The sequence below is a fragment of the Methylobacter sp. BBA5.1 genome, from assembly GCF_000746145.1.
GTDB classification, from domain to species: Bacteria; Pseudomonadota; Gammaproteobacteria; order Methylococcales; family Methylomonadaceae; genus Methylobacter; species Methylobacter marinus.
The window spans coordinates 20,639-40,075 of sequence record NZ_JQKS01000003.1; the positions used below are offsets into that span (position 1 = coordinate 20,639).

The 19,437-nt window shown below is 53.5% G+C and carries 21 protein-coding genes and 1 tRNA gene; 11 read left to right on the top strand and 11 right to left on the bottom strand.

What is annotated here, in order from left to right; genetic code table 11:
* Positions 1–30: 30 nt before the first annotated feature.
* The 3 genes from EK22_RS02230 to EK22_RS02240 all read right to left on the bottom strand — a co-directional run bounded on the left by EK22_RS02230 (position 31) and on the right by EK22_RS02240 (position 3,117).
* Positions 31–1,371 (bottom strand): MFS transporter, encoded by a 1,341-nt coding sequence (locus EK22_RS02230; RefSeq protein ID WP_036247695.1) that lies wholly within the window; start codon positions 1,369–1,371, stop codon positions 31–33.
* Positions 1,372–1,560: 189 nt separating this feature from the next.
* Positions 1,561–2,163 carry a TetR/AcrR family transcriptional regulator gene (locus EK22_RS02235; RefSeq protein WP_020158085.1) on the bottom strand — a complete coding sequence of 201 codons (603 nt, stop codon included), beginning with the start codon at positions 2,161–2,163 and terminating at the stop codon, positions 1,561–1,563.
* Between the two features lie 18 nt (positions 2,164–2,181).
* A complete protein-coding gene (locus EK22_RS02240) occupies positions 2,182–3,117 on the bottom strand; it encodes a LysR family transcriptional regulator (protein ID WP_020158086.1) in 936 nt (311 codons plus the stop codon).
* Positions 3,118–3,298: 181 nt separating this feature from the next.
* Here EK22_RS02240 and EK22_RS02245 point away from each other — a divergent pair, with 181 nt between their 5' ends.
* From EK22_RS02245 to EK22_RS02255, 3 genes are all read left to right on the top strand, one after another.
* Complete coding sequence (locus tag EK22_RS02245; protein WP_036247697.1) at positions 3,299–3,880, top strand: beta-class carbonic anhydrase; 582 nt, start codon at positions 3,299–3,301, stop codon at positions 3,878–3,880.
* 78 nt (positions 3,881–3,958) lie between these two features.
* Positions 3,959–4,486 (top strand): NUDIX hydrolase, encoded by a 528-nt coding sequence (locus EK22_RS02250; protein ID WP_081917737.1) that lies wholly within the window; start codon positions 3,959–3,961, stop codon positions 4,484–4,486.
* A 5-nt stretch (positions 4,487–4,491) separates the two neighbouring features.
* Positions 4,492–5,256 (top strand): Nif3-like dinuclear metal center hexameric protein, encoded by a 765-nt coding sequence (locus tag EK22_RS02255; protein WP_036247700.1) that lies wholly within the window; start codon positions 4,492–4,494, stop codon positions 5,254–5,256.
* Between the two features lie 61 nt (positions 5,257–5,317).
* On the opposite strand, the gene EK22_RS02260 is transcribed toward EK22_RS02255, so the two are convergent.
* A tRNA-Asp gene (locus EK22_RS02260) sits at positions 5,318–5,394 on the bottom strand.
* 55 nt (positions 5,395–5,449) lie between these two features.
* Between EK22_RS02260 and EK22_RS02265 the strand changes: the two genes are divergently transcribed.
* The 3 genes from EK22_RS02265 (at position 5,450) to EK22_RS02275 (ending at position 7,273) form a co-directional block, all read left to right on the top strand.
* Positions 5,450–6,127: an alpha/beta hydrolase family protein gene (locus EK22_RS02265; protein WP_051954436.1), complete on the top strand. Its 678-nt coding sequence runs from the start codon at positions 5,450–5,452 to the stop codon at positions 6,125–6,127.
* Between the two features lie 301 nt (positions 6,128–6,428).
* The gene (locus EK22_RS02270; protein ID WP_036247703.1) at positions 6,429–6,860 is read left to right on the top strand and encodes a YeeE/YedE family protein; all 432 of its coding nucleotides are present in this window, start codon (positions 6,429–6,431) and stop codon (positions 6,858–6,860) included.
* Entirely contained in the window at positions 6,857–7,273 is a 417-nt protein-coding gene (locus tag EK22_RS02275; protein WP_020158093.1) for a DUF6691 family protein, read from the top strand. The genes EK22_RS02270 and EK22_RS02275 overlap by 4 nt, the downstream gene beginning before the upstream one ends.
* Before the next feature lie 108 nt (positions 7,274–7,381).
* Here EK22_RS02275 and rimO read toward each other — a convergent pair whose 3' ends face one another.
* The 3 genes from rimO to EK22_RS02290 form a co-directional block, all read right to left on the bottom strand.
* Positions 7,382–8,704 (bottom strand): 30S ribosomal protein S12 methylthiotransferase RimO, encoded by a 1,323-nt coding sequence (gene rimO / locus EK22_RS02280; protein ID WP_036247706.1) that lies wholly within the window; start codon positions 8,702–8,704, stop codon positions 7,382–7,384.
* A 30-nt stretch (positions 8,705–8,734) separates the two neighbouring features.
* A complete protein-coding gene (gene cmoB / locus EK22_RS02285; RefSeq protein ID WP_369798178.1) occupies positions 8,735–9,706 on the bottom strand; it encodes a tRNA 5-methoxyuridine(34)/uridine 5-oxyacetic acid(34) synthase CmoB in 972 nt (323 codons plus the stop codon).
* Positions 9,707–9,855: 149 nt separating this feature from the next.
* Positions 9,856–10,503 carry an MlaC/ttg2D family ABC transporter substrate-binding protein gene (locus EK22_RS02290; protein ID WP_020158096.1) on the bottom strand — a complete coding sequence of 216 codons (648 nt, stop codon included), beginning with the start codon at positions 10,501–10,503 and terminating at the stop codon, positions 9,856–9,858.
* A 172-nt stretch (positions 10,504–10,675) separates the two neighbouring features.
* On the opposite strand from EK22_RS02290, the gene hemB reads away from it, so the two are divergent.
* The 3 genes from hemB to aroE all read left to right on the top strand — a co-directional run bounded on the left by hemB (position 10,676) and on the right by aroE (position 13,117).
* Positions 10,676–11,680 carry a porphobilinogen synthase gene (gene hemB / locus EK22_RS02295; protein ID WP_036247999.1) on the top strand — a complete coding sequence of 335 codons (1,005 nt, stop codon included), beginning with the start codon at positions 10,676–10,678 and terminating at the stop codon, positions 11,678–11,680.
* A gap of 73 nt (positions 11,681–11,753) precedes the next feature.
* Positions 11,754–12,287 (top strand): hypothetical protein, encoded by a 534-nt coding sequence (locus EK22_RS02300; protein WP_036247710.1) that lies wholly within the window; start codon positions 11,754–11,756, stop codon positions 12,285–12,287.
* Positions 12,284–13,117 carry a shikimate dehydrogenase gene (aroE, locus tag EK22_RS02305; protein WP_036247712.1) on the top strand — a complete coding sequence of 278 codons (834 nt, stop codon included), beginning with the start codon at positions 12,284–12,286 and terminating at the stop codon, positions 13,115–13,117. Before EK22_RS02300 ends, aroE begins: the two co-directional genes overlap by 4 nt.
* 229 nt (positions 13,118–13,346) lie before the next feature.
* Here aroE and EK22_RS02310 read toward each other — a convergent pair whose 3' ends face one another.
* Positions 13,347–13,886, bottom strand: a complete 540-nt coding sequence (locus EK22_RS02310) for a gamma carbonic anhydrase family protein (protein WP_020158101.1) — start codon at positions 13,884–13,886, stop codon at positions 13,347–13,349.
* A gap of 208 nt (positions 13,887–14,094) precedes the next feature.
* Here EK22_RS02310 and EK22_RS02315 point away from each other — a divergent pair, with 208 nt between their 5' ends.
* A complete protein-coding gene (locus tag EK22_RS02315; protein WP_036247714.1) occupies positions 14,095–14,745 on the top strand; it encodes a TFIIB-type zinc ribbon-containing protein in 651 nt (216 codons plus the stop codon).
* Between the two features lie 207 nt (positions 14,746–14,952).
* Positions 14,953–15,231: a hypothetical protein gene (locus EK22_RS02320; RefSeq protein WP_020158103.1), complete on the top strand. Its 279-nt coding sequence runs from the start codon at positions 14,953–14,955 to the stop codon at positions 15,229–15,231.
* 27 nt (positions 15,232–15,258) lie between these two features.
* On the opposite strand, the gene EK22_RS02325 is transcribed toward EK22_RS02320, so the two are convergent.
* The 3 genes from EK22_RS02325 to lptF all read right to left on the bottom strand — a co-directional run bounded on the left by EK22_RS02325 (position 15,259) and on the right by lptF (position 19,388).
* Positions 15,259–16,968, bottom strand: a complete 1,710-nt coding sequence (locus tag EK22_RS02325) for a hypothetical protein (protein WP_036247716.1) — start codon at positions 16,966–16,968, stop codon at positions 15,259–15,261.
* Between the two features lie 159 nt (positions 16,969–17,127).
* On the bottom strand, positions 17,128–18,195 hold the full coding sequence (gene lptG / locus EK22_RS02330; protein WP_020158105.1) for an LPS export ABC transporter permease LptG: 1,068 nt from the start codon (positions 18,193–18,195) through the stop codon (positions 17,128–17,130).
* Entirely contained in the window at positions 18,192–19,388 is a 1,197-nt protein-coding gene (gene lptF / locus EK22_RS02335) for an LPS export ABC transporter permease LptF (protein ID WP_051954434.1), read from the bottom strand. The genes lptG and lptF overlap by 4 nt, the downstream gene beginning before the upstream one ends.
* Positions 19,389–19,437 lie beyond the last annotated feature (49 nt).

Below are 19,437 nucleotides of genomic sequence, written 5' to 3' on the forward strand. Positions count from 1 at the left end.
TCATGTGACCGGTGTGTATCCTGGCGACGGCTATTCGTTCAGGCTTACACCGGCATCGATGGCGGCGGCCTTGCCGCGCTGCTCATCGACCCTGGCCAGCAGCAGCAGACCCGCGATAAAAAACAGCAGGGTCGATACCAGTGACAGGCGATGGTTGCCATCGCTCCAATAATTGATCAGGCCGTAACTCAAGGGTCCGACGATAGCCGACAGCCGGTTCACGACGCCCCACAGGCCCAGAAATTCGCCGCAGCGCTCGCTCGGCGAGAATTTGCTGACCAGTGCCCGGCCGACCGACTGGCTCGCCCCCATGGCCAGGCCTATCATATTGCCGACGATCCACATATGCGCGGACTGGTCGGCCAGCAAGGCCGCCGACACGGCCGCGATCCACAGCAGCAGCGTCATGGCCAGGGTCGGCACCGAACCTATGCGGTCCTGCAGATGCCCGCAGATGAACGCGCCGACCGCCGCGGTCACATTCACCACCATGATCAGGATAATCAATGCCTGCGTATCAAAGCCCATGACCTCCTGGGCATAAATCGCGGCCAGCACCACGACGGTGCTGACGCCGGACTGGTACACGCTCAGCGTGATCAAAAACCGGAACAGATCGCGAAAACGTGCCGCTTCTTTAAAAGTATGCGCCAGGCGCCTGAAGCTGACCGTCAGCACAGACAGGTGCAGGTCTTGCGATGACGGTACCGCGCGCTCGCGCAGCCATAAAAAGGTAGGCGTCGCCGTCATTGCGAATATGCCGGCCGTGATCAGCATGGTCACCGGCACGGATTCGGTTTCCGGCACGCCCTGTCGCTTGGCCCAGGTGATGTAGGCGAGACAAATCCCCAATGTCAGAAGTCCCCCGAAATAGCCCAGACTCCAGCCGTAACCGGACATTCGCCCCATGTTCCGCGCCGGCACGATCTCCGGCAAAAACGCCGCAATCAGGTTCTCGCCGACGGCGAACATGATGGCCGAAACGGTCACCAGCAGCATGGCCGGGACGATATCGCCGGGGCCGATCAGCGCCAGCAAGGCCGTCGAGATGACGCAACCCAGGGAGGACATCAGCAGAAAGCGTTTTTTGCTGGCGCGATAATCGGCTATGGCACCGATAACGGGCCCGCCAACCATGACGATAAGATTGGCGGCGCCGATAGCCAACGACCACAACAGCGTTGCCGAACCGGGCATGCTGCCGGCGACCACGCCGACAAAATAAGCGCTGAATATCGTCGTCAACACGACCGTGGTATAGCCGGAGTTGGCGAAATCGAACAACGCCCAGGCCAGCAATTCCCGGCGTCCGGCATGGCCTATGGCGTGATTAGTCTGATCGGCTGGCGGTTGTTTTTGGTTATTGTTCATAAGCTAAGGATTTGATCGTCAAAAATTTTCCTGTTTAAACATAGGATGTGCCGGCGCAAGGCGGCGCATCGTTCGCGAGCGATGCGCTTCACTGCGCCGCCTGGAGCGCCTGCTTTTGGCCGGCACATCCTATGCAGGCGTGTCATTTCAGGAAGCCATTTTTAGCCAAATCCCAAGGCGTTTGACCGGCTAACACACTTCCGCCACCCAGCCGCGGATAAAATTCCTGACCAGCAACACCACACTCTCTTCCACATTGTGAACGCCGACCAGATCCAGCTTACCGGTCAGGGACAGTTCGCAGATGCCGTGAATACCGCCCCATAACGCCCGGGCCGCGCGTTTTCTTTGCGCTTCGTCGCATTGCGGGGCCAGCCGGGCGAACTGCGTTTCCATTTTCCTGAAAACCTGATCGATTTTCGCCTGGTACCAGTCCGGAACCTCTGCCTGCTCCGGCAGGCGGTGCTCGAAAATCATGCGCCAGCGGTTAAAGTTGCGGTTGGCATACGACAGGTAAGCCCGGGCCAACGCTTCGATACATTGTTCCGCCACAACGTCGTCGGCGTCGTCCAGATGCACGGCGATATCGTCCAGCGTGCGGCCTTTGATATGCAGCCCCAGATCGGCCATGTTGTCGAATACCATGTAAATACTGCCGACCGTATAACCGATCTCCAGCGCGATTTTGCGTACGGTCAATGCGGAATAGCCTTCCTCGATGACTATGTTTTCGGCGGCCTTCAGGACCATTTCCTTGATTTCTTCCAGACTGTGTTCGCTTCGTCTTGCCATGCTAATCATTCCATAAATTTAAGTTGAGGTCTTTTCCCTTGTATTCAGCTTGTCTTCGCTCGGGTCGTTATTTTCAGCAAAGTATTTAATCAAAAACTCGACAAACGTCGTGAGCTTGGCCGGCAAAAAACGCCTTTGCAGATACGTGGCGTATACGGCCAGAGCGGGAATGCGATACGACTGCAGAATTTCCACCAACTGGCCCTGGGCCAGATAATTCGCAACCGATATTTCCGGCGCCTGGGTAATGCCCATGCCCAAGGCCGCGGCCTGGCATAAGGCTCTGCCATTATTGGAGGCGAAATGCCAGTTGGTTTTAATTTTAGTCTCTTCCTCCCCTACTTTAAACAGCCAATAATCCTTGTGCGGCGTATCGATATAATGCAAACAGCGGTGTGAATATAAGGCATCGATCTGTTCGGGCTCGCCGTACTTGGCCAAATAGGCCGGCGACGCATAGGTGCACAGGCGCGTTTCGGCTATTTTGCGGGCCACGATGCCCAGGTCCAGGTTGTTGGTCACTAAAATAGACAAGTCGAAACTGCCTTCGCTTAGATTGACGCGGCTGTTATGCAGGGTCATCAAAATCCTGACATCCGGGTGCTCGCGCTGATAGGCGTCAATGGCGGGCACCATGTATATGCCGCCGAAATCAATCGGCGCGCTGATCTTCAACATGCCTTTTACATGCCGGCCCAGCTGCGCGGTGTAATCGTCCAGTTCCAGGAAATCATCGAGCAATTGCTTGCCGCGGTGATAATAGATTTCGCCGGCTTCCGTCAGACTCAGCCGACGCGTGGTCCGGTTCAGCAAAGCCACGCCCAGCGACTCCTCCAGTTGGGCCATGTACTTGCTGATCATCATGGCCGAGAGATTCATTTCGCGCGCGACCGCGGCGAATGTGCCCAATTCGACAATACGGCAGAAGACTTGAATATTGTTTAATTTACCCATAAGCCGGCACTTTATAAACCATGAGTTTATATTGTATAAATTTATAGCCCTATTTAAAACCCTGGTTTATTAGTCTAGACTTTCAACCGGAGATAGTTTTAGGGCCGCGGAGTCTTATACATGTAATATGATAAGGCTCCGCGGCTTTTTTATGGCCGAATAATAATAAAGAGAGGTATTCATGAGCAAAATCCTGAACGAAGTTCTGTCAGCGAACAGAGAGTATGTAAACAATTTTGGCGACAAAGGCGATCTGCCGATGCCGCCCGGCCGCCATTTCGCGATTCTGACCTGCATGGATGCGCGCCTGGACCCGGCCAAATATGCCGGCCTGGCCGAAGGCGACGCGCATGTCATCCGCAATGCCGGCGGCCGCGCCAGCGACGATGCGATCCGTTCGCTGGTCATTTCCTACAAACTGCTCGGCACGCGCGAATGGTTTGTCATTCATCACAGTGATTGCGGCATGGAGACATTTACCGACGATATCATGCGCGATTTGCTGAACAGCAGCCTGAAAACCGCCTCCGTCGATGAAAACGGCTGGCACGATTGCTGCGAAGGTCCCGGTTCCGCCGAAGGCAAGTATATCGACTGGCTGACCATCAAGAACCAGGAACAAAGCGTGCTTGAAGACGTGACGCGCATTAAGTCGCATCCGCTGGTACCTTCCGACATTCCTGTGTACGGTTACATCTATGACTGCAAGTCAGGGCGGCTGATTGAAGTGCCGGCCGCCACTGAAGCCGGAAAGGCTCGGTAAGCACTGCTCTGCCCGCCTGAAAAGGCGGGCAATTTCCTCAAGGCGTGCTTGCGCGTCTGCGATAACAGTCTAAAATCCATGGCTTGTTTTTTACTGTTATCTTCTATTATGTACAATGAATTGCTCCCGGTCGTCGATGAGAATGACCGCGTGATAGATACGCTGCCGCGCCATCACGTCCATGCCCAGGCCCTGCGTCATCGCGCCGTGCACATCCTGGTCTTCAACGATCAAGGCCGGCTGTTTCTGCAGAAAAGATCGCTATTGAAAGATCTCAATGCCGGACTGTGGGATACCTCGGCGGCAGGCCATGTCGATGCCGGCGAAGACTATGACCGTTGCGCGCTCCGTGAAATCGAGGAAGAACTGGGCATCAAGGCAGACGACGAACTTGAACCTTTGTTCAAGCTGCCGGCCACGGCCGCTATCGGCATGGAATTCATCCAGGTTTACCGCTGCCGGCACAATGGCCCTTTTACGCTGGCGCCCGATGAAATCGAAACCGGCGCCTGGTTCTCGAAGCAGGAGCTGTCCGTGCGCATCGCGGCCGACGATCAGACATTGACCGAAACCTTTAAAACGATCTGGCGACACTACAGGCCTTAATCTCCATGATTACCCAACAACAACTCAATGATTTTTTCGACAGCCTGCTGAATCCGCAAAGCTACGCCGACTATTGCCCGAACGGCCTGCAAATCGAGGGGGCCTCGGAAATCGAGCGCATCGCCTTTGCCGTTTCCGCGACACGCGATTCGATCAGGCAGGCCGTCGACAACCGGGCCGACGCCCTGGTCGTGCATCACGGTTTATTCTGGACCTTCCACGGTGCCCGGCCCTTGACCGGCGCCTTTGCCCGGCGCGTCTTGCCGCTGGCTAGGCACAACATCAGCCTGTTCGGTTATCACCTGCCGCTGGACGGCCATGCCGAGATCGGCAATGCCGCGACCTTGGGCCGGCTGATCGGCTGCGGACAGCAACAGCCTTTCGGCGATTACAAGGGGTCGGCGACGGGCGTCAAAGGACTGCTGGCATCGCCTCTGACCGCGCCGCAATTACAGGCAAAGCTCGCCGACGTGCTGGAACATGCGGTTATTATGGCGACGCCGGATAACGAGGCCCCGATCCGGTCGGTCGGCATTATCACGGGCGGTGCCAACAGCGACTGGCAACTGGCGGCAAAGGAAGGGCTGGATGCCTATGTAACCGGTGAAATCAGTGAGCATGACTGGCATGAAAGCCAGGAAAACGGCATCCATATGTTCGCCGGCGGACACCATGCCACCGAGCAATTCGGCATACAGGCTCTGATGGAAAAAACGCGCGGACAATTCGATGTGGACTGTTTTTTTATCGACAGCGATAATCCGGCTTGAATGCCGGAACGCCGGGCATAAAAAAAGCCCTGTTCAGGGCTTTAGTGTCACTTGTATGCGATGGCGGAGCGGACGGGGCTCGAACCCGCGACCCCCGGCGTGACAGGCCGGTATTCTAACCAACTGAACTACCGCTCCGTTTTCAGAGCGCGTATTCTATAACATTTCCCTGATCCGTCAAGCTTAATTCTCCATGAAACCGGAAAATCATTTAATTAAGGTCAACAACAACACTGAAATCAGCTCCGTATGGCTGATACCCGAGCAATATCAGCACGCGCTGATTATTGCGCATGGCGCCGGCAACGACATGCATTCCGGGTTTATCAGTACCCTGCATGAAGGCATTGCCGAAGCTGATATTCTGACTGTCAAATTCAACTTTCCCTATATGGAACAAGGCCGTAAGGCGCCCGACCGACCAGCCGTTCTGGAAGCAACGTGGCAGGCTGTCATCGATGCCGTTCTGGAGCGAACCCGGCTCGCGCCGGACAAACTGGTACTGTCCGGTAAAAGCATGGGTGGGCGTTATGCATCGATGATAGCGGCGCAACGGCCGGGATTCGGCGGCGTAATTCTGTTCGGCTATCCGCTGCATGCGGCCGGCAAAGCCGATAAATTGCGGGCCGGGCATTTATCGTCTATTTCGGCGCCGCTGCTTTTTTTTCAAGGCACGCGCGATGCCTTATGCCAACTCGACCAACTGCAGACGGTGTTAAAGGCACTGCCCGTTAAGGCCGACCTGCTCATTATCGAAGGCGGCGACCATTCCTTTAAGGTACTGAAGCGACTTAACCGCAGTGAACAAGCAGTCATGGACGAAGTCATCAAAACCAGCGCCGCATGGATTCAGCGCCTTGGGGCGGGTTAGGCGCGCTGACCGCTCTGCCTGTAATCTGCCTTTGAGCGCGTCGAACTCGCCTTCTTGCAGATCATGCCTGACTGATGTTTCGCAGTTATAGGGGCGAATTTACTTGTGCCGGGGTATTCGACCCGGAACAACATAGCGTACAGTGCGAATAAATTCGCACCTACACCGCTTAAAACCGACTGCGCCACATTCTAAATCGGCGTAAAAGCAAAAAGCGCCATTCACTTTCCACCTGATTCAGCAGTACGGGATGAATAATAGTAGAATATTCCCAATTCATTATTATGCTGGAGTTTGTTCTGTGGAAAATTTCTCCCCTGTTTCTGCGTTAACGGGCGGCGCGCTGATCGGTATCAGCGCAACACTGCTGCTGCTGTTCAATGGCCGCATGGCCGGCATCAGCGGCATCATGAACGGTGTCTTCAATTCGCCGAGAAGCGAAACGATCTGGCGCCTCGCCTTTCTGGCAGGCCTTGTCATCGGCGCTTTTCTGTTTAATCTGATTGCCCCAGGTTTCTTTACGATGCGGCAGGGTTATCCTTTAGGCCTGCTGGCGGCAGGCGGTTTTCTGGTCGGCTTCGGCACCCGCATGAGCAACGGCTGCACTAGCGGCCACGGTATCTGTGGCCTCGCCAATTTATCGCCGCGCTCGCTGCTGGCGACATTGACGTTCATGGCCGGCGGCATTGTCACTGTTTACCTCATCCGCCATGCCCTGGAGCTGGCCGTATGAAAAGAATCCTGTTAGCGCTCCTCAGCGGCATTCTGTTTGGCCTGGGGTTGTCGCTGTCGCAAATGGTCAATCCCGATAAAGTGCTGGGCTTTCTCGATATCGCCGGCAACTGGGACCCCAGCCTTGCTTTTGTCATGATCGGCGCTCTGGCGGTGACATTTGTATCTTTCAGATGGGTGCTGAAGCGCCCTGGACCCTTACTGGACGACGGTTTTCATGTTTCCAGACGCCGGGAGATCGATAAACCGTTATTGCTGGGGGCCGGCCTGTTCGGCATAGGCTGGGGCATGACCGGTTACTGCCCGGGCCCCGCCGTGGCCGGTTTGGGATTGGGCACACTGGAGGCGCTGGTCATGGTCGCCTCGATTTATGCCGGCTTCTTTGCCCAGAAATGGTTTGCTGATAGGAAATAAAGTACAAACGAATTAATTCACCACGAAGGACACGAAGTTCACGAAGGAAGCCAGATTAAAACTTCGTGTTCTTCGTGGTTTGACGCTTTAAAATTGATGTGCGGGGCGTTAAACCAGGTGTCCCCACATATCGTATTCATCGGCCTCTTCCAACTCGACTTCAACAAAATCGCCGACTTTCAGATGCGTCGCGCCGTCGATGAACACCTGACCGTCGATTTCCGGCGCGTCGGCCTTGCTTCGGGCCACGGCGCCTTCCTCGACGACTTCATCGATCAGCACGGTTTCAACGCGACCGACGCGCTGCTGCAGCCGCGCGGCGCTGATTTCGGCCTGATGCGCCATGAAGCGCGCCAAACGCTCCTGTTTGACTTCTTCCGGCACCTGGTCGGGCAAGTCATTGGAGGCCGCGCCTTTGACCGGCGAGTAGGCGAAGCAGCCGACCCGGTCCATCTGCGCTTCGGTCAGAAAATCGAGCAGCTCTTCGAACTCCTGCTCGGTCTCGCCCGGAAAGCCGACGATGAACGTGCTGCGCAAGGTGATATCGGGGCAGATTTCCCGCCACGCCCGGATTCTGTCCAGATTGTTTTCGCTGGCCGCCGGGCGCTTCATCAGCTTCAGTATGCGGCTGTTGGCATGCTGGAACGGTATGTCCAGGTAAGGCAGGATTTTGCCTTCGGCCATGAGCGGAATCACGTCGTCGACATGCGGATAGGGATACACATAATGCATTCGCACCCAGATGCCCAGATCGCCCAGCGCTTCGGCCAGATCATAAAACCGCGACTTCACGGCTCGGCCTTTCCAGTCACGGCTTTGGTACTTCAGGTCCAGGCCGTAGGCGCTGGTATCCTGCGATACGACCAGCAACTCTTTGACGCCGGCATTGGCCAGTCGCTCGGCTTCGTAAAGGACGTCATCGACCGGCCGGCTGACCAGGTCGCCGCGCATGGATGGAATGATGCAGAACGTGCAGCGGTGATTGCAGCCTTCCGAAATTTTCAAATAGGCATAATGGCGCGGCGTCAGCTTGATGCCTTGCGGGGGCACCAGGCTGGTGAACGGATCGTGCGGCGGAGGCAGATGCTCGTGCACCGATTCCACGACTTCTTCCAGCGCATGCGCGCCGGTCACTTTCAGCACCTGCGGGTGGCGAGCACGGATTTCGGCTTCTCTGGCGCCCAGGCAGCCGGTTACGATGACTTTGCCGTTATGGGCCAGCGCTTCGCCGATGCTGTCCAGCGATTCCTCGACGGCGGCATCGATAAAGCCGCAGGTATTGACGACCACCAGATCGGCGTCCTGATAAGTCGGCGAAATGGTATAACCTTCGGCGCGCAGCTTAGTTAGAATTCTTTCACTGTCGACCAGGGCTTTCGGGCAGCCCAAACTAATAAAACCAATATGGGGGGCAGTCTTTGAGGCAGTCATTTCAATCTCTAATAATGTTAAACAGGGGACTTAAGCCGGATTCGCAATAATAATGGCGCGCTTGGGAGCGGGCAGGCCTTCGAGGGTCAGCTTCGGATCGTCGGGATCAAGAAAATCCTTGAGCGAATGAAAAGTCATCCATTCCGTCGTGCGCTGTTCCTCCGTACTGGTCACAGTTACATCGACGACGCGGATATTGGTGAAGCCGCAACGCTTCATCCAGCCGGTCAACGTATCGCAGGTCGGCAGAAACCAGACATTGCGCATGCAGGCATAGCGGCCTTCGGGCACCAGCACCTGCCCCGGCCCGCCGTCTATGACCAGCGTTTCCAGCACCAGTTCACCGCCCGGCCGCAGGCTTTCCTTCAATTCGAGCAGATGATCGATGGGCGAACGACGGTGATACAGCACGCCCATGGAAAATACCGTATCGAACAGCTTCAAACCATAAGGCACTTCTTCCATGCCGATCGGCAATACGTAAACGGGGGCTTCGCCATGCAGTTTCCGGATTGCCTGGAATTGCATGACGTTGAGCAGCAAGGGATCGATGCCGACCACCATGCGCGCGCCGGCCCCGAGCATGCGCCAGCAGTGATAGCCGTTGCCGCAGCCGACATCCAGCACCAGGCGATTGGCCAGCGGCGAGATGTGGTTTTTCAGGCGCTCCCATTTCCAGTCCGAGCGCCATTCGGTGTCGATGTGAATGCCGAACAAGTCATAAGGGCCCTTACGCCATGGATGCAGGATCTTGAGCTGGGCTTCCAGCTGTTTTCGGGCCTCGTCGCCCAGATCCTCGGGCCGTCCTATCCGTACGGCATCGGCATCGAGCACCGAGTCGCCGCATCTTGCTTCCGGCAGTTGCTCGATCAGCGCCTGCCATTGGAACAATGTACCGTGCTTGGCCGGTTCGAACGCGCGTGCCAGCTGTTGCGGTAGAAGTTGGGTCCAGGCATCGGCCCTGGCATCGAGCAGTGTGGTAATTAATGGTTGATAATCAATCATTCAGGTAAAGAAAGAGGCGCTGTTGGTATCCGAACACAGCATGATCTGAGAAAAAACGGGAAGGTGTAGGGTCAGTCAGGGCTATTTGAGTATTGCCACGAAGTCTGCATGCTTCGTGGCAATCAACTAAAACACAAGGCAAGCAATCAGGAGTGGGTAGCGGTTTTGCCTGATGCAAGCGCTTCGGCATTGCGTTTGGCCAGACCGTCAATTACGGCGTTTAAAGACCCTTTGGTTTTGACTTCATTGCTGAAGGTCGTGCGGTAGTTGGTCACGAGACTGACGCCCTCAATCATGATGTCGTAGGCTTTCCATTGGCCTTTGCTCAGCACCATGCGGTAATTTACCGCGACTGGCTGTATGCCGGGCTGTAACACTTCTGTTTTGACGATGACTTTTGTTGCTCCGGGCTCCATGTCCAGCGGCAAAAACCGCACCGACCAGTCGCGAAACTCGACAAAGGCTCTGGAATAAGTTCTTACCAACAGCGTTTGGAACTCTTGTTTAAAACGTTGCCGTTCTTCGTTAGTCGCCGCTTTCCAGTTCTGTCCCAGCACTAATGCGGAAATTCTGTCGAAATCGGTATGTGGCAAAATGACTTCGTTAACAAATCCCGCAACCTGAACAAAGTCCTGAATGAACGATTCATCCTGCAGTTTTGCCTGTAATTTTGTCGACGCTTCTTCAATCGCTTGTTGTGGAGGCAAAAGCTCGGCCGCCATGCCTTTCGTCATCGGCATCAAACCGAGCATTACCGCAAAAAAGATAAATACCGTATATTGTTTAGCCTTCATAAAACCCCTCTAAAATTGAAACCAGCGAACACTTTCCATATTTCGAATATCAGTGATCCACATTCCCTGATAAAATAAATCCCCGTCAAATCGCCCGTAAAGTGTCCTCAACGAACCCGCGAGACCGGGGCCGGATGCTCTGATAATTTCCAAACCCATGACTATGGATAAGATGACATATAATAACATCAATTTTCCCCGCACACGCATGAGAAGAATGCGTTATAACGATTTTTCCCGCCGCTTGATGCGCGAGAATCGTTTATCCGTTGACGACCTGATTTACCCGATGTTCGTCACGGAAGGCTCGAACCGGAAAGAAGCCGTCGCCTCCATGCCGGGCATCGAGCGGCTGTCCCTGGACTTGCTGCTGGAAGAGGCGCGCGGGCTTTATGAGCTGGGCATTCCCGCCATTGCGCTGTTTCCGGTAACGCCCGCCGATAAAAAATCCGATGATGCCGCCGAGGCCTATAATCCTGACGGCCTGGCTCAGCGTAGTGTAAGAGCTTTAAAAGAGGCGGTTCCTGAACTGGGCATTATTACCGACGTTGCCCTGGATCCCTTCACATCGCATGGACAGGATGGTCTGATCAATCAGGACGGCTATGTCATGAACGACGAAACGATAGCTGTGTTGGTCAGGCAAGCCTTGTCCCATGCCGAAGCCGGCGCCGATATCGTCGCGCCTTCGGACATGATGGACGGGCGTATCGGCGCGATAAGACAAGCCCTGGAAAGCCAGAACCATGTCAATACGCGCATACTCGCCTATTCGGCAAAATACGCATCGAGCTTCTACGGACCTTTCCGCGATGCGGTCGGTTCCGCCGGCAACCTGGGCAAGGGCAACAAATACAGCTATCAGATGGACCCGGCCAATTCCGACGAGGCCCTGCGCGAAATCCAGCTGGATCTGCAGGAAGGCGCCGATATGATCATGATCAAGCCCGGCATGCCTTATCTGGATATCATCCGCCGCGTGAAGGATCAGTACGGCGTGCCGACGTTCGCCTATCAGGTCAGCGGCGAATACGCCATGCTCAAAGCCGCCGCCATGAACGGCTGGCTGGATGAAAAACAGGTGGTTCTGGAGTCCTTGCTGGCCTTCAAACGCGCTGGCGGCGATGCGATTCTGACTTATTTCGCCAAATCCGTGGCGCAGTGGCTGCAGGAATAACTTTTTATTAGCTCGCCATCACTGATGAGATAGGTATTTACTTTATTTATAACGCCGAACTGGAACCCGTACCATGTCAGAAGACAACCTAATTACCCCACAGAGAAGATTTCACTTTGAAGAAGCTATCCTGGTCCTGCTGCTGATCCTGTCACTGGTAGGCATCGGCATTACCGATTTTTCTCCGGCCGACGGTTTTGGCTACTGGATCATCATGGTGTTCGTGTTCGCCCTGTTTGCGATTCTGATCGGCTGGCTGCAGTCTAAACATCGTATTGACGATTTCAAAAAAATACTACGCGAACAATCCCTGCACTGGCTCACTTCCCTGTTGGTAGTTGGTGGCGCTTTTTTAGTGCAAAAGTCCGGTCAGATCAGTCCCGAGGGCGCGGGCCTGGTTATTTTGCTGATTCTGTCGCTGTCGACCATTCTCGATGGCCTGCGGGTAGGCTGGCGCTTCAGCCTGGTCGGGCTGTTCATGGGCACTTCCGCCGTTATTGCCTCATACACGGAACACTTTCTGTGGATAGAAATATTGATAGCCATCGGCATAGTGCTGCTAACGATCTTGTGGGAATACTGGACGGAAAAAAGAGCGCAGGCATGATAAAAACAGACCGCTATGCCGTCTTTGGCCATCCAATTAAACACAGCAAATCGCCAAGAATCCATCAGCTTTTTGCCGAGCAAACGGGACAGTCGCTTGAATATACCGCCCAGGATGTTCCCGCCGAACAGTTCAACACCGCAGTTCAATCCTTTTTCGCCGCAGGCGGCAAAGGATTAAATTGTACTGTACCGCTAAAAGGACTGGCCTGGGCCTTTGCCGACCGCAAAACCGAACGGGCTCAGCTGAGCCAGGCGGTCAATACGCTCGCCGTGCAAGCGGACGGCGCTATCCTCGGCGATAACACGGATGGCCAGGGTCTGGTAACGGACCTGACCGTCAACCATGCCATCACTTTGACAGGCCGCCGAATTTTAATCCTGGGCGCGGGCGGCGCCAGCCGGGGCATCATGGGGCCGCTCCTTGAGCAGGCTCCGTGCACCATCGTCATCGCCAACCGCACTGTCGACAAAGCCATCGACCTGGCACAAGCTTTTCAAAACAAGGGCGTCGTCAGCGGCTGCGGATTTGGCGACTTGCAAAATCAGCAATTCGACCTGATTTTAAATGCCACCTCGGCCAGCCTCAGCGATCAGTTGCCGCCCTTGCCCGATGCCATACTGGCTGAAAATGGCGTCTGTTACGACCTCGCCTACGGCAACGAACCGACCGCTTTCGTGCGCTGGGGACTCAGGCAGAACGCGGCCAAGAGTCTTGACGGGCTTGGCATGCTGGTCGAGCAGGCGGCCGAGGCGTTTTTCATCTGGCGCGGCGCCCGCCCCGAAACCCGGCCCGTTATTGAATTGCTCAATTCAGAACGCCGGGCATGAAGCAGGCAACAGTAAGGCCGGAACTGTCGCAGACGCTAAACAAAATGTAATTAATCCTGATATTTCATAGAACCACAGAGAACACGAAGAAAATCATGGCATTATCATTTCTCATCGATAACTTCATGAGTTCATTATGAAATATTTGCAAATAATTGAATTGAAAAGCCTTCGTGTACTTCGTGGCGAACAATGGCATTTTTTATGCACTAATTGTTCCCAGCCTCCGCTACGCCTTCGCCTGCTTCAAATACTGGTCCTTCAACTGCATATAATGCTGGTAAGAATATTCCAGAAATTCCTTTTCCGACTCTTTTAGGGGCCGTGCCTGCCTGGCGGGCGCGCCAACATAGAGATAGCCGCTTTCCAGTATTTTTCCGGGCGGCACCAGCGCCCCGGCCCCGAGCATGACATAATCCTCGAGCACGGCGTCGTCCATGATGATGGCGCCGACGCCTATCAGACAATAATTTCCGACCGTGCAGGCATGAACCACCGCCCGATGCCCGATCGTTACACCTTTGCCGATCGTCAACGGATGCCCTTGCGGTGAAAACTGACCAGCATGCGACACATGCAATACGGCACCATCCTGAACATTGGTGCCCTCGCCGATTTTGATGCGCTCGACATCGCCTCTGACCACCGTCGCAGGCCATATTGATACATCATCGCCAAGCGTTACATCGCCGATAACCACGGCGCTGTCATCGATGTAGACGGAGTTGCCGATGCGGGGATACTTATCATCAAACTTTCTAATGGCCACACTACCTCCTGATTGTTAACTATAATTGATGGACTGAACGCATAATACATCAAAGGCTCGGCCAAATATTGATGTTTTACACTGACCTGTGACTGTGTGCTGTCAGGCAATGCACGGTATCCGCCCCAAGAATCGCCCGGCAGGAAATATGCGCTAGGCAATCGATCGCGGACAGGGAATAAAAAAGAATCTCGATAGACGCTAAATTATGGCTAAATGCATCAGTTGCGCAGCGCCGCTGCCGGCAAACACCAACAAATGCTTATACTGCGGCACGCATAATGACGTGGACCTGAAAAGCCGGCATCCCTATTCGATTACCCTTAAACAATCGGAGCGGTTGTGTCCACATTGTGAGATACCCTTACAAACTATTGATCTCAACCTTAACAGTGTATTCCTGATCGAACGCTGCGAAAACTGTTTCGGCTTGTTCTTCGATCCTGGGGAAATCGATATTTTGCTTGAAAGCACAGTCTCGAACGTTTTCGCCATCAACAGGCAACATCTGGACACTATCAACCGGGATCGCTACCGGGCGGATAAAAAAGTCAAGTACCTCAAATGCCCGGTTTGTCGTGTCCTTATGAACCGGCGCGTATTCGCATCGCGTAGCGGCGTTGTGATCGATCAATGCGGAAGCCATGGCATCTGGCTCGATAACGGCGAGATAACCCACCTGATGGAATGGAAAAAGGCTGGTGGTCAGTTACTGCACGAGCAAATAACCGGAAAAAGAAAAAACCGTTCTCAAACAGTTCACGAATACACTGCCGCACCATCCGGTTACCCGGTCATCAGTCCGGAAATTGATTTATTCGAAACGGTTACTTCACTGATTGGAAGACTTTTTTATTGATCGCGCATTCCGCAGCCCTTGAGTTCTGATCTGAAACACCGGCATTTCGAATTGACGGATCAATGCGGAGTGCCTGGCATACACCATGCCCGGCACTCTGTATAAAAATGAACTGCCGAAAATACCTGGCGTACTTTCGGCCATGTTATTTACTCGTTACCTTCAGTAGCGGCGGGAGCGGGGGCCGTCGCCGCAGGAGAAGGCATAGTGGATGCAGGCGCGGTTTCCGTCATTGTCTGTCCGGACGGACTGCCCGTGGCGGGGGTGGATTCGTTCGTTTTTTCACATCCGGTCAATAAAGCCAAACCGAACAAAGTTATCATTACAATTTCTCTGGTTTTCATCATCATGTCCTATTCTATGGTTTTTGGGATGTGTTTCATTTACCTGCAAATGATTACAAGTAACCGACATGCAAGCAGGGAGAGGCCTGCCGCTTATAAACAAAAACTTACCGATACAACTGATTCGAGATACAGAGCCTGATTGTGATAATCAGCCGGCAATACGCAATCACATTGAATCCGGGGCATAAAACAATTCCACATGGCTAACGGCGGGAGTCGAATTGATTAATTTATGCAATCGGCATGAGACCGTTTTTTTTCCATGCCGCATATCAACAAATTCACCCGCTGAAAAATCACTCGTGCCATAGACGAGACTGTCATGCTGGTTTAATGCCTTGATTCCCGGCAGCAAGACAGCCCAACACGTCAGTTCTTTCTGTCCGGGCCGCGCCAGTCCTACCAGTTCGGATTCAAAGCCAATCATTTCAATTCCCAGGCCTATGCCTTGTAACGCTGGCTTATCGACTCTGCGTATCAAACCTATCTCCACTCTCTCATCCTGAGCCGAAAGCAGGGCAAAGACATCGCCGACCCTAACTTTTAAGTCAACGGCCTTCCATAAAATATACAGCCCCTGAGCACTGCTGTTAATAACTTCAAAGGTCCCGGTTGGGATATCTTCCAGTCCCTGACTTTTTCCGATATTCGATGCTTCCCAGACCCGGCCGTCGCATGAAGCTTCCCGGCTCAGCTCTAAGATCCTGTTTATCTGGGAATTTCCGGCATTCCCGTTGTTGCACCGCGACGCCATCTGGTGCATCCATTCACTGCCTTCCGGCACCAGATCCAGGTCAGGCACCTCCCAGTTGCCACTAATTCTGGGATCCTTTTTCCGGGCTGGAGCTAAATTTTCATTTACGTCGTCATTATTCTTGCATAAGAAACTTATCAAATTATTAAAGCCGACGATTCCCAGCCCCTCCCGTTGTTCGGCAACGCGGGTATATTTTCTTTTTTGCGCCAAACTTAAAGACCTTATCACACGCATGAACAATGAGCGGTTTATCGATTTTAACGCTCCCTGGCCGGTCGATTCCTGCTGCAAGAATTGATAGAGATTCTTTGCGACTCTGACCGGCGAAATATAACGGTCGGCATCGTCCATTTCAGCCCGTGCCAAATGCACAGGCTCTCGGTCCTGCTTTAGGTTGAAGGCGCACAAACCTTGTGCCGTGCCCTGGGCAATCTTTTTCACGATGGGGGCCTCGACGGAAAAGCGTTCCAAGAACTGGTGAATTGCCTCCATTTCCCGAGGTCTGAATTGGTTGATGCCGGACAGCTCGAATACCAGAATATGCTTGAAAGCGGCATGGACAGTTTTGCCTTTATCGTCCCCGGCTTCAATTTCCGTATCCAGAAACCCTGCCTGCTCGGCTACCGAATAAATCCGATAGCAGAAAAGCCAAAATCCTTCATACGGTTGCATGTAAACTTGCGACATATGCTTTAACGCTTTGCCTGCAGTCTGTAAAGCCAGATAGAAAGCCGCCTCAGGCGCATCAGAACGGGCAATCAGTCTGTCGCCCAGAAGCGAGTAATTTTCAGCCAGCATCACGAAGGCAAACGTGACAATATCGACATGAGCCCGCTCTTCCTTACTGAGCGGAAACCCGGCATCCAGATAAATTCTTTCCAACTGCCTAACGAGTTGTTCCAGGCAAGTGTTGATCTTTTGCAGATATGCCAAGTGCTGCCGAGGATCGATTTCGATGCGGGTAAAAGCCTGTAAGGTACAGAAGATTTCCTTGCAGGAATTGTAATCCTGCCGCATGGACAAGGTTTGCAACCACTCGGTGAGCGCTTGCTCATTCACCGCAAAAGGAATTTTATAATCGGTTATATCCGGCGCCGTCCTGAATCTTGGATTTTCCATTTTACATCCTCACAATATACAAAATATTCACTAGCAAGACGTATCAGTATAGTCGTGTTTTTTATAATATTTTTGGCGCTTCCTCGCCGCTTATGGAAAACCTTCGGAGAGTGATATGAAGCGGGACAGCATCTGCATGCAGGCTGCCCCGCGCACTCATTATTGCACGCGCCGCAGGGCCGACAGCGCCAGCGCCAAGACCGTCAGGCTGGGTAAAATCGCCATGAGCGGGGGGTTGAGATCGTAGATCAGCCCGACATGACCGACAATTTTGTCGAAAATGTTAAATCCCATACCGATAATGACCCCTATCATCATCCTGGCGCCGACACTGACGCCCCGTTTAACGCCAATCACAAACGGCGCGGAAACCAGCAGCATGACAAAGGTGACTAAAGGGTTCACTACGCGGCCCCAGAATGCCATTTCAAAGATATGGGCTTTTTGATGATTTTCCTTCAGAAAACCAATGTACTTGCCCAGATCATAGAGCGACATGTTATCGGGACTTACCACCACAATTTTCAATAAATCCGGCGCGATCGAGGACTGCCAGACTAGTTCGCCCCGGGTACTGGCGGTCATTAATTCTTTTGAAATCACCGATTGCCTGATACCTTCCAGTTTCCATTGCTGCCCCTTCAGAAACGTCGCCTTATCCGCATGCAGGGTCTGGCGCAAACGGTCTTGATCATCCAGCTCATGGATAGTGATATCCACAAGATGCCCGTCATCGACAATTTGCCGGACATTAATGAACTTCCTGTCTTCGCGCAGCCAAAGGCCATAGCGATAATCCATGGTCACCTGCTCATGCTGGGCCGTGGACTTGATCATCTGCGCCGTGCGTTCCGCCAGTGGCGCCACAAATTCGCCGACGACGATGGAAATCATCACTAAAATCGCACCGGACAGCATGACCGCTTTAATGATGCCCAAAACGGACAGACCCGCCGCGCGCATGGCAATCAATTCACGGTTATTACCCATGGACCCCAATATGAACAGGCTGCCCAGCAAGGCCGACGATGGCATCAATTCATAAAAGACCCGCGGCGAAGTCAGGGCCAGATAAGAAAAAATTTCATTCAGGCCATAATGGCCCTTGCCCAGATCCTTTAACTCATCACTGAAGGTAAACAGGTTAAACAGGGTCAACAGTAACAAAATGGCAATAAGCGAGCCTTTTAAAATCTCTATGACGATATACCGAGTCAGGACATTCATCTCGCCACCTTTTCCCTGAGTTTCATCATCACCCACTGCCATCCATACAGCTTTATCAAAAGTCCCACACCGACCAACGCCAATATCCAATACACCCCAATGCCTCCCAGCCAGACCGGTATCGTTTCATTGATGACCCAGCTTTGACTGACGCGGATGAGATTCCCGTAACTGAAATAGATTAAAAAGGCGATCGTCATATTACCGTAAACACCGCCCCGCGGCGCGCTTTGTGCCAACGGCACGGCAAGGAAACTAAGAAAAATCATGCTTAAAGGGATCGAATAGCGGCGTTGCAGCTCGGCGACATCGCGTATGACTTCGGAATTCCATAGCACATCCATCGCCACCGCTTCCCGGCTGGTATTGATGACCGAGCTTCTCTCTTCGATTCTGACGGCATATTCGACGAAATTTTCAATCACATAATCCAATGCGCCCGGCATCCCCAGGATACGCTCGCCATGCTCCAGTATCATGTAGCGGCCGCCCTCCAGTTCCTCCAGCCGGCCGGCTTCAGAGTTGATCGTGGCCAGCTTGCCGTTAAGCTGCCTCTGTTGCACGAACACCTTGTGCATTTTTTTATCGTCACCGATCTTTTCCACATAAAAAACCAGGTCGCCCTGACTGTATTCGCTGAACTTGCCAGCCGCGACGCCCCTGATATCGGCGGACTGCTCGTCCTGATGCATTATTTCCTCGGTCTTGGCTTCGGCCCAGGGAGCCACATACAGCGACAACCCCGCGGACACGACACTCAACGGGAAAACCAGCAGGAACACGGCCCGGTAAATAGTGCCGGCCCCGCCTCCGGCGGACGCAATCGACGACATTTCCTGGTCCCGATACATGCGGCCCAGTACCATCAACACCGCCATGAATAAAGCGGCCGGCAGGAAAGAAATGCTGGCAACGACCATTTTCAGGCCCAGAATGCTCAGCAGGGTTTCGTTCGACACCTGTCCTTCAATCGCCTTATCCAGGATTTTGATAAACCTCCGACTGACGATAATCACGACAATCACGGTCAAAACAGCTAGCAATGTTTTGATCAAATCGCGCATAATCAATCGGTCCAGAACGGTAATCAACGGACGCCGTTCCCTTTTATAGCCTTGCGGCCAATCTGCTCCCAAGCCTGTCTCCCCATCAAAATAAATTTGTGTTGTATAATTCAAAACTAAACAGCCCATCTTGAAAACGGCGTACAGACGGCCCCTTGTCAAGATACTCATTCTCTCG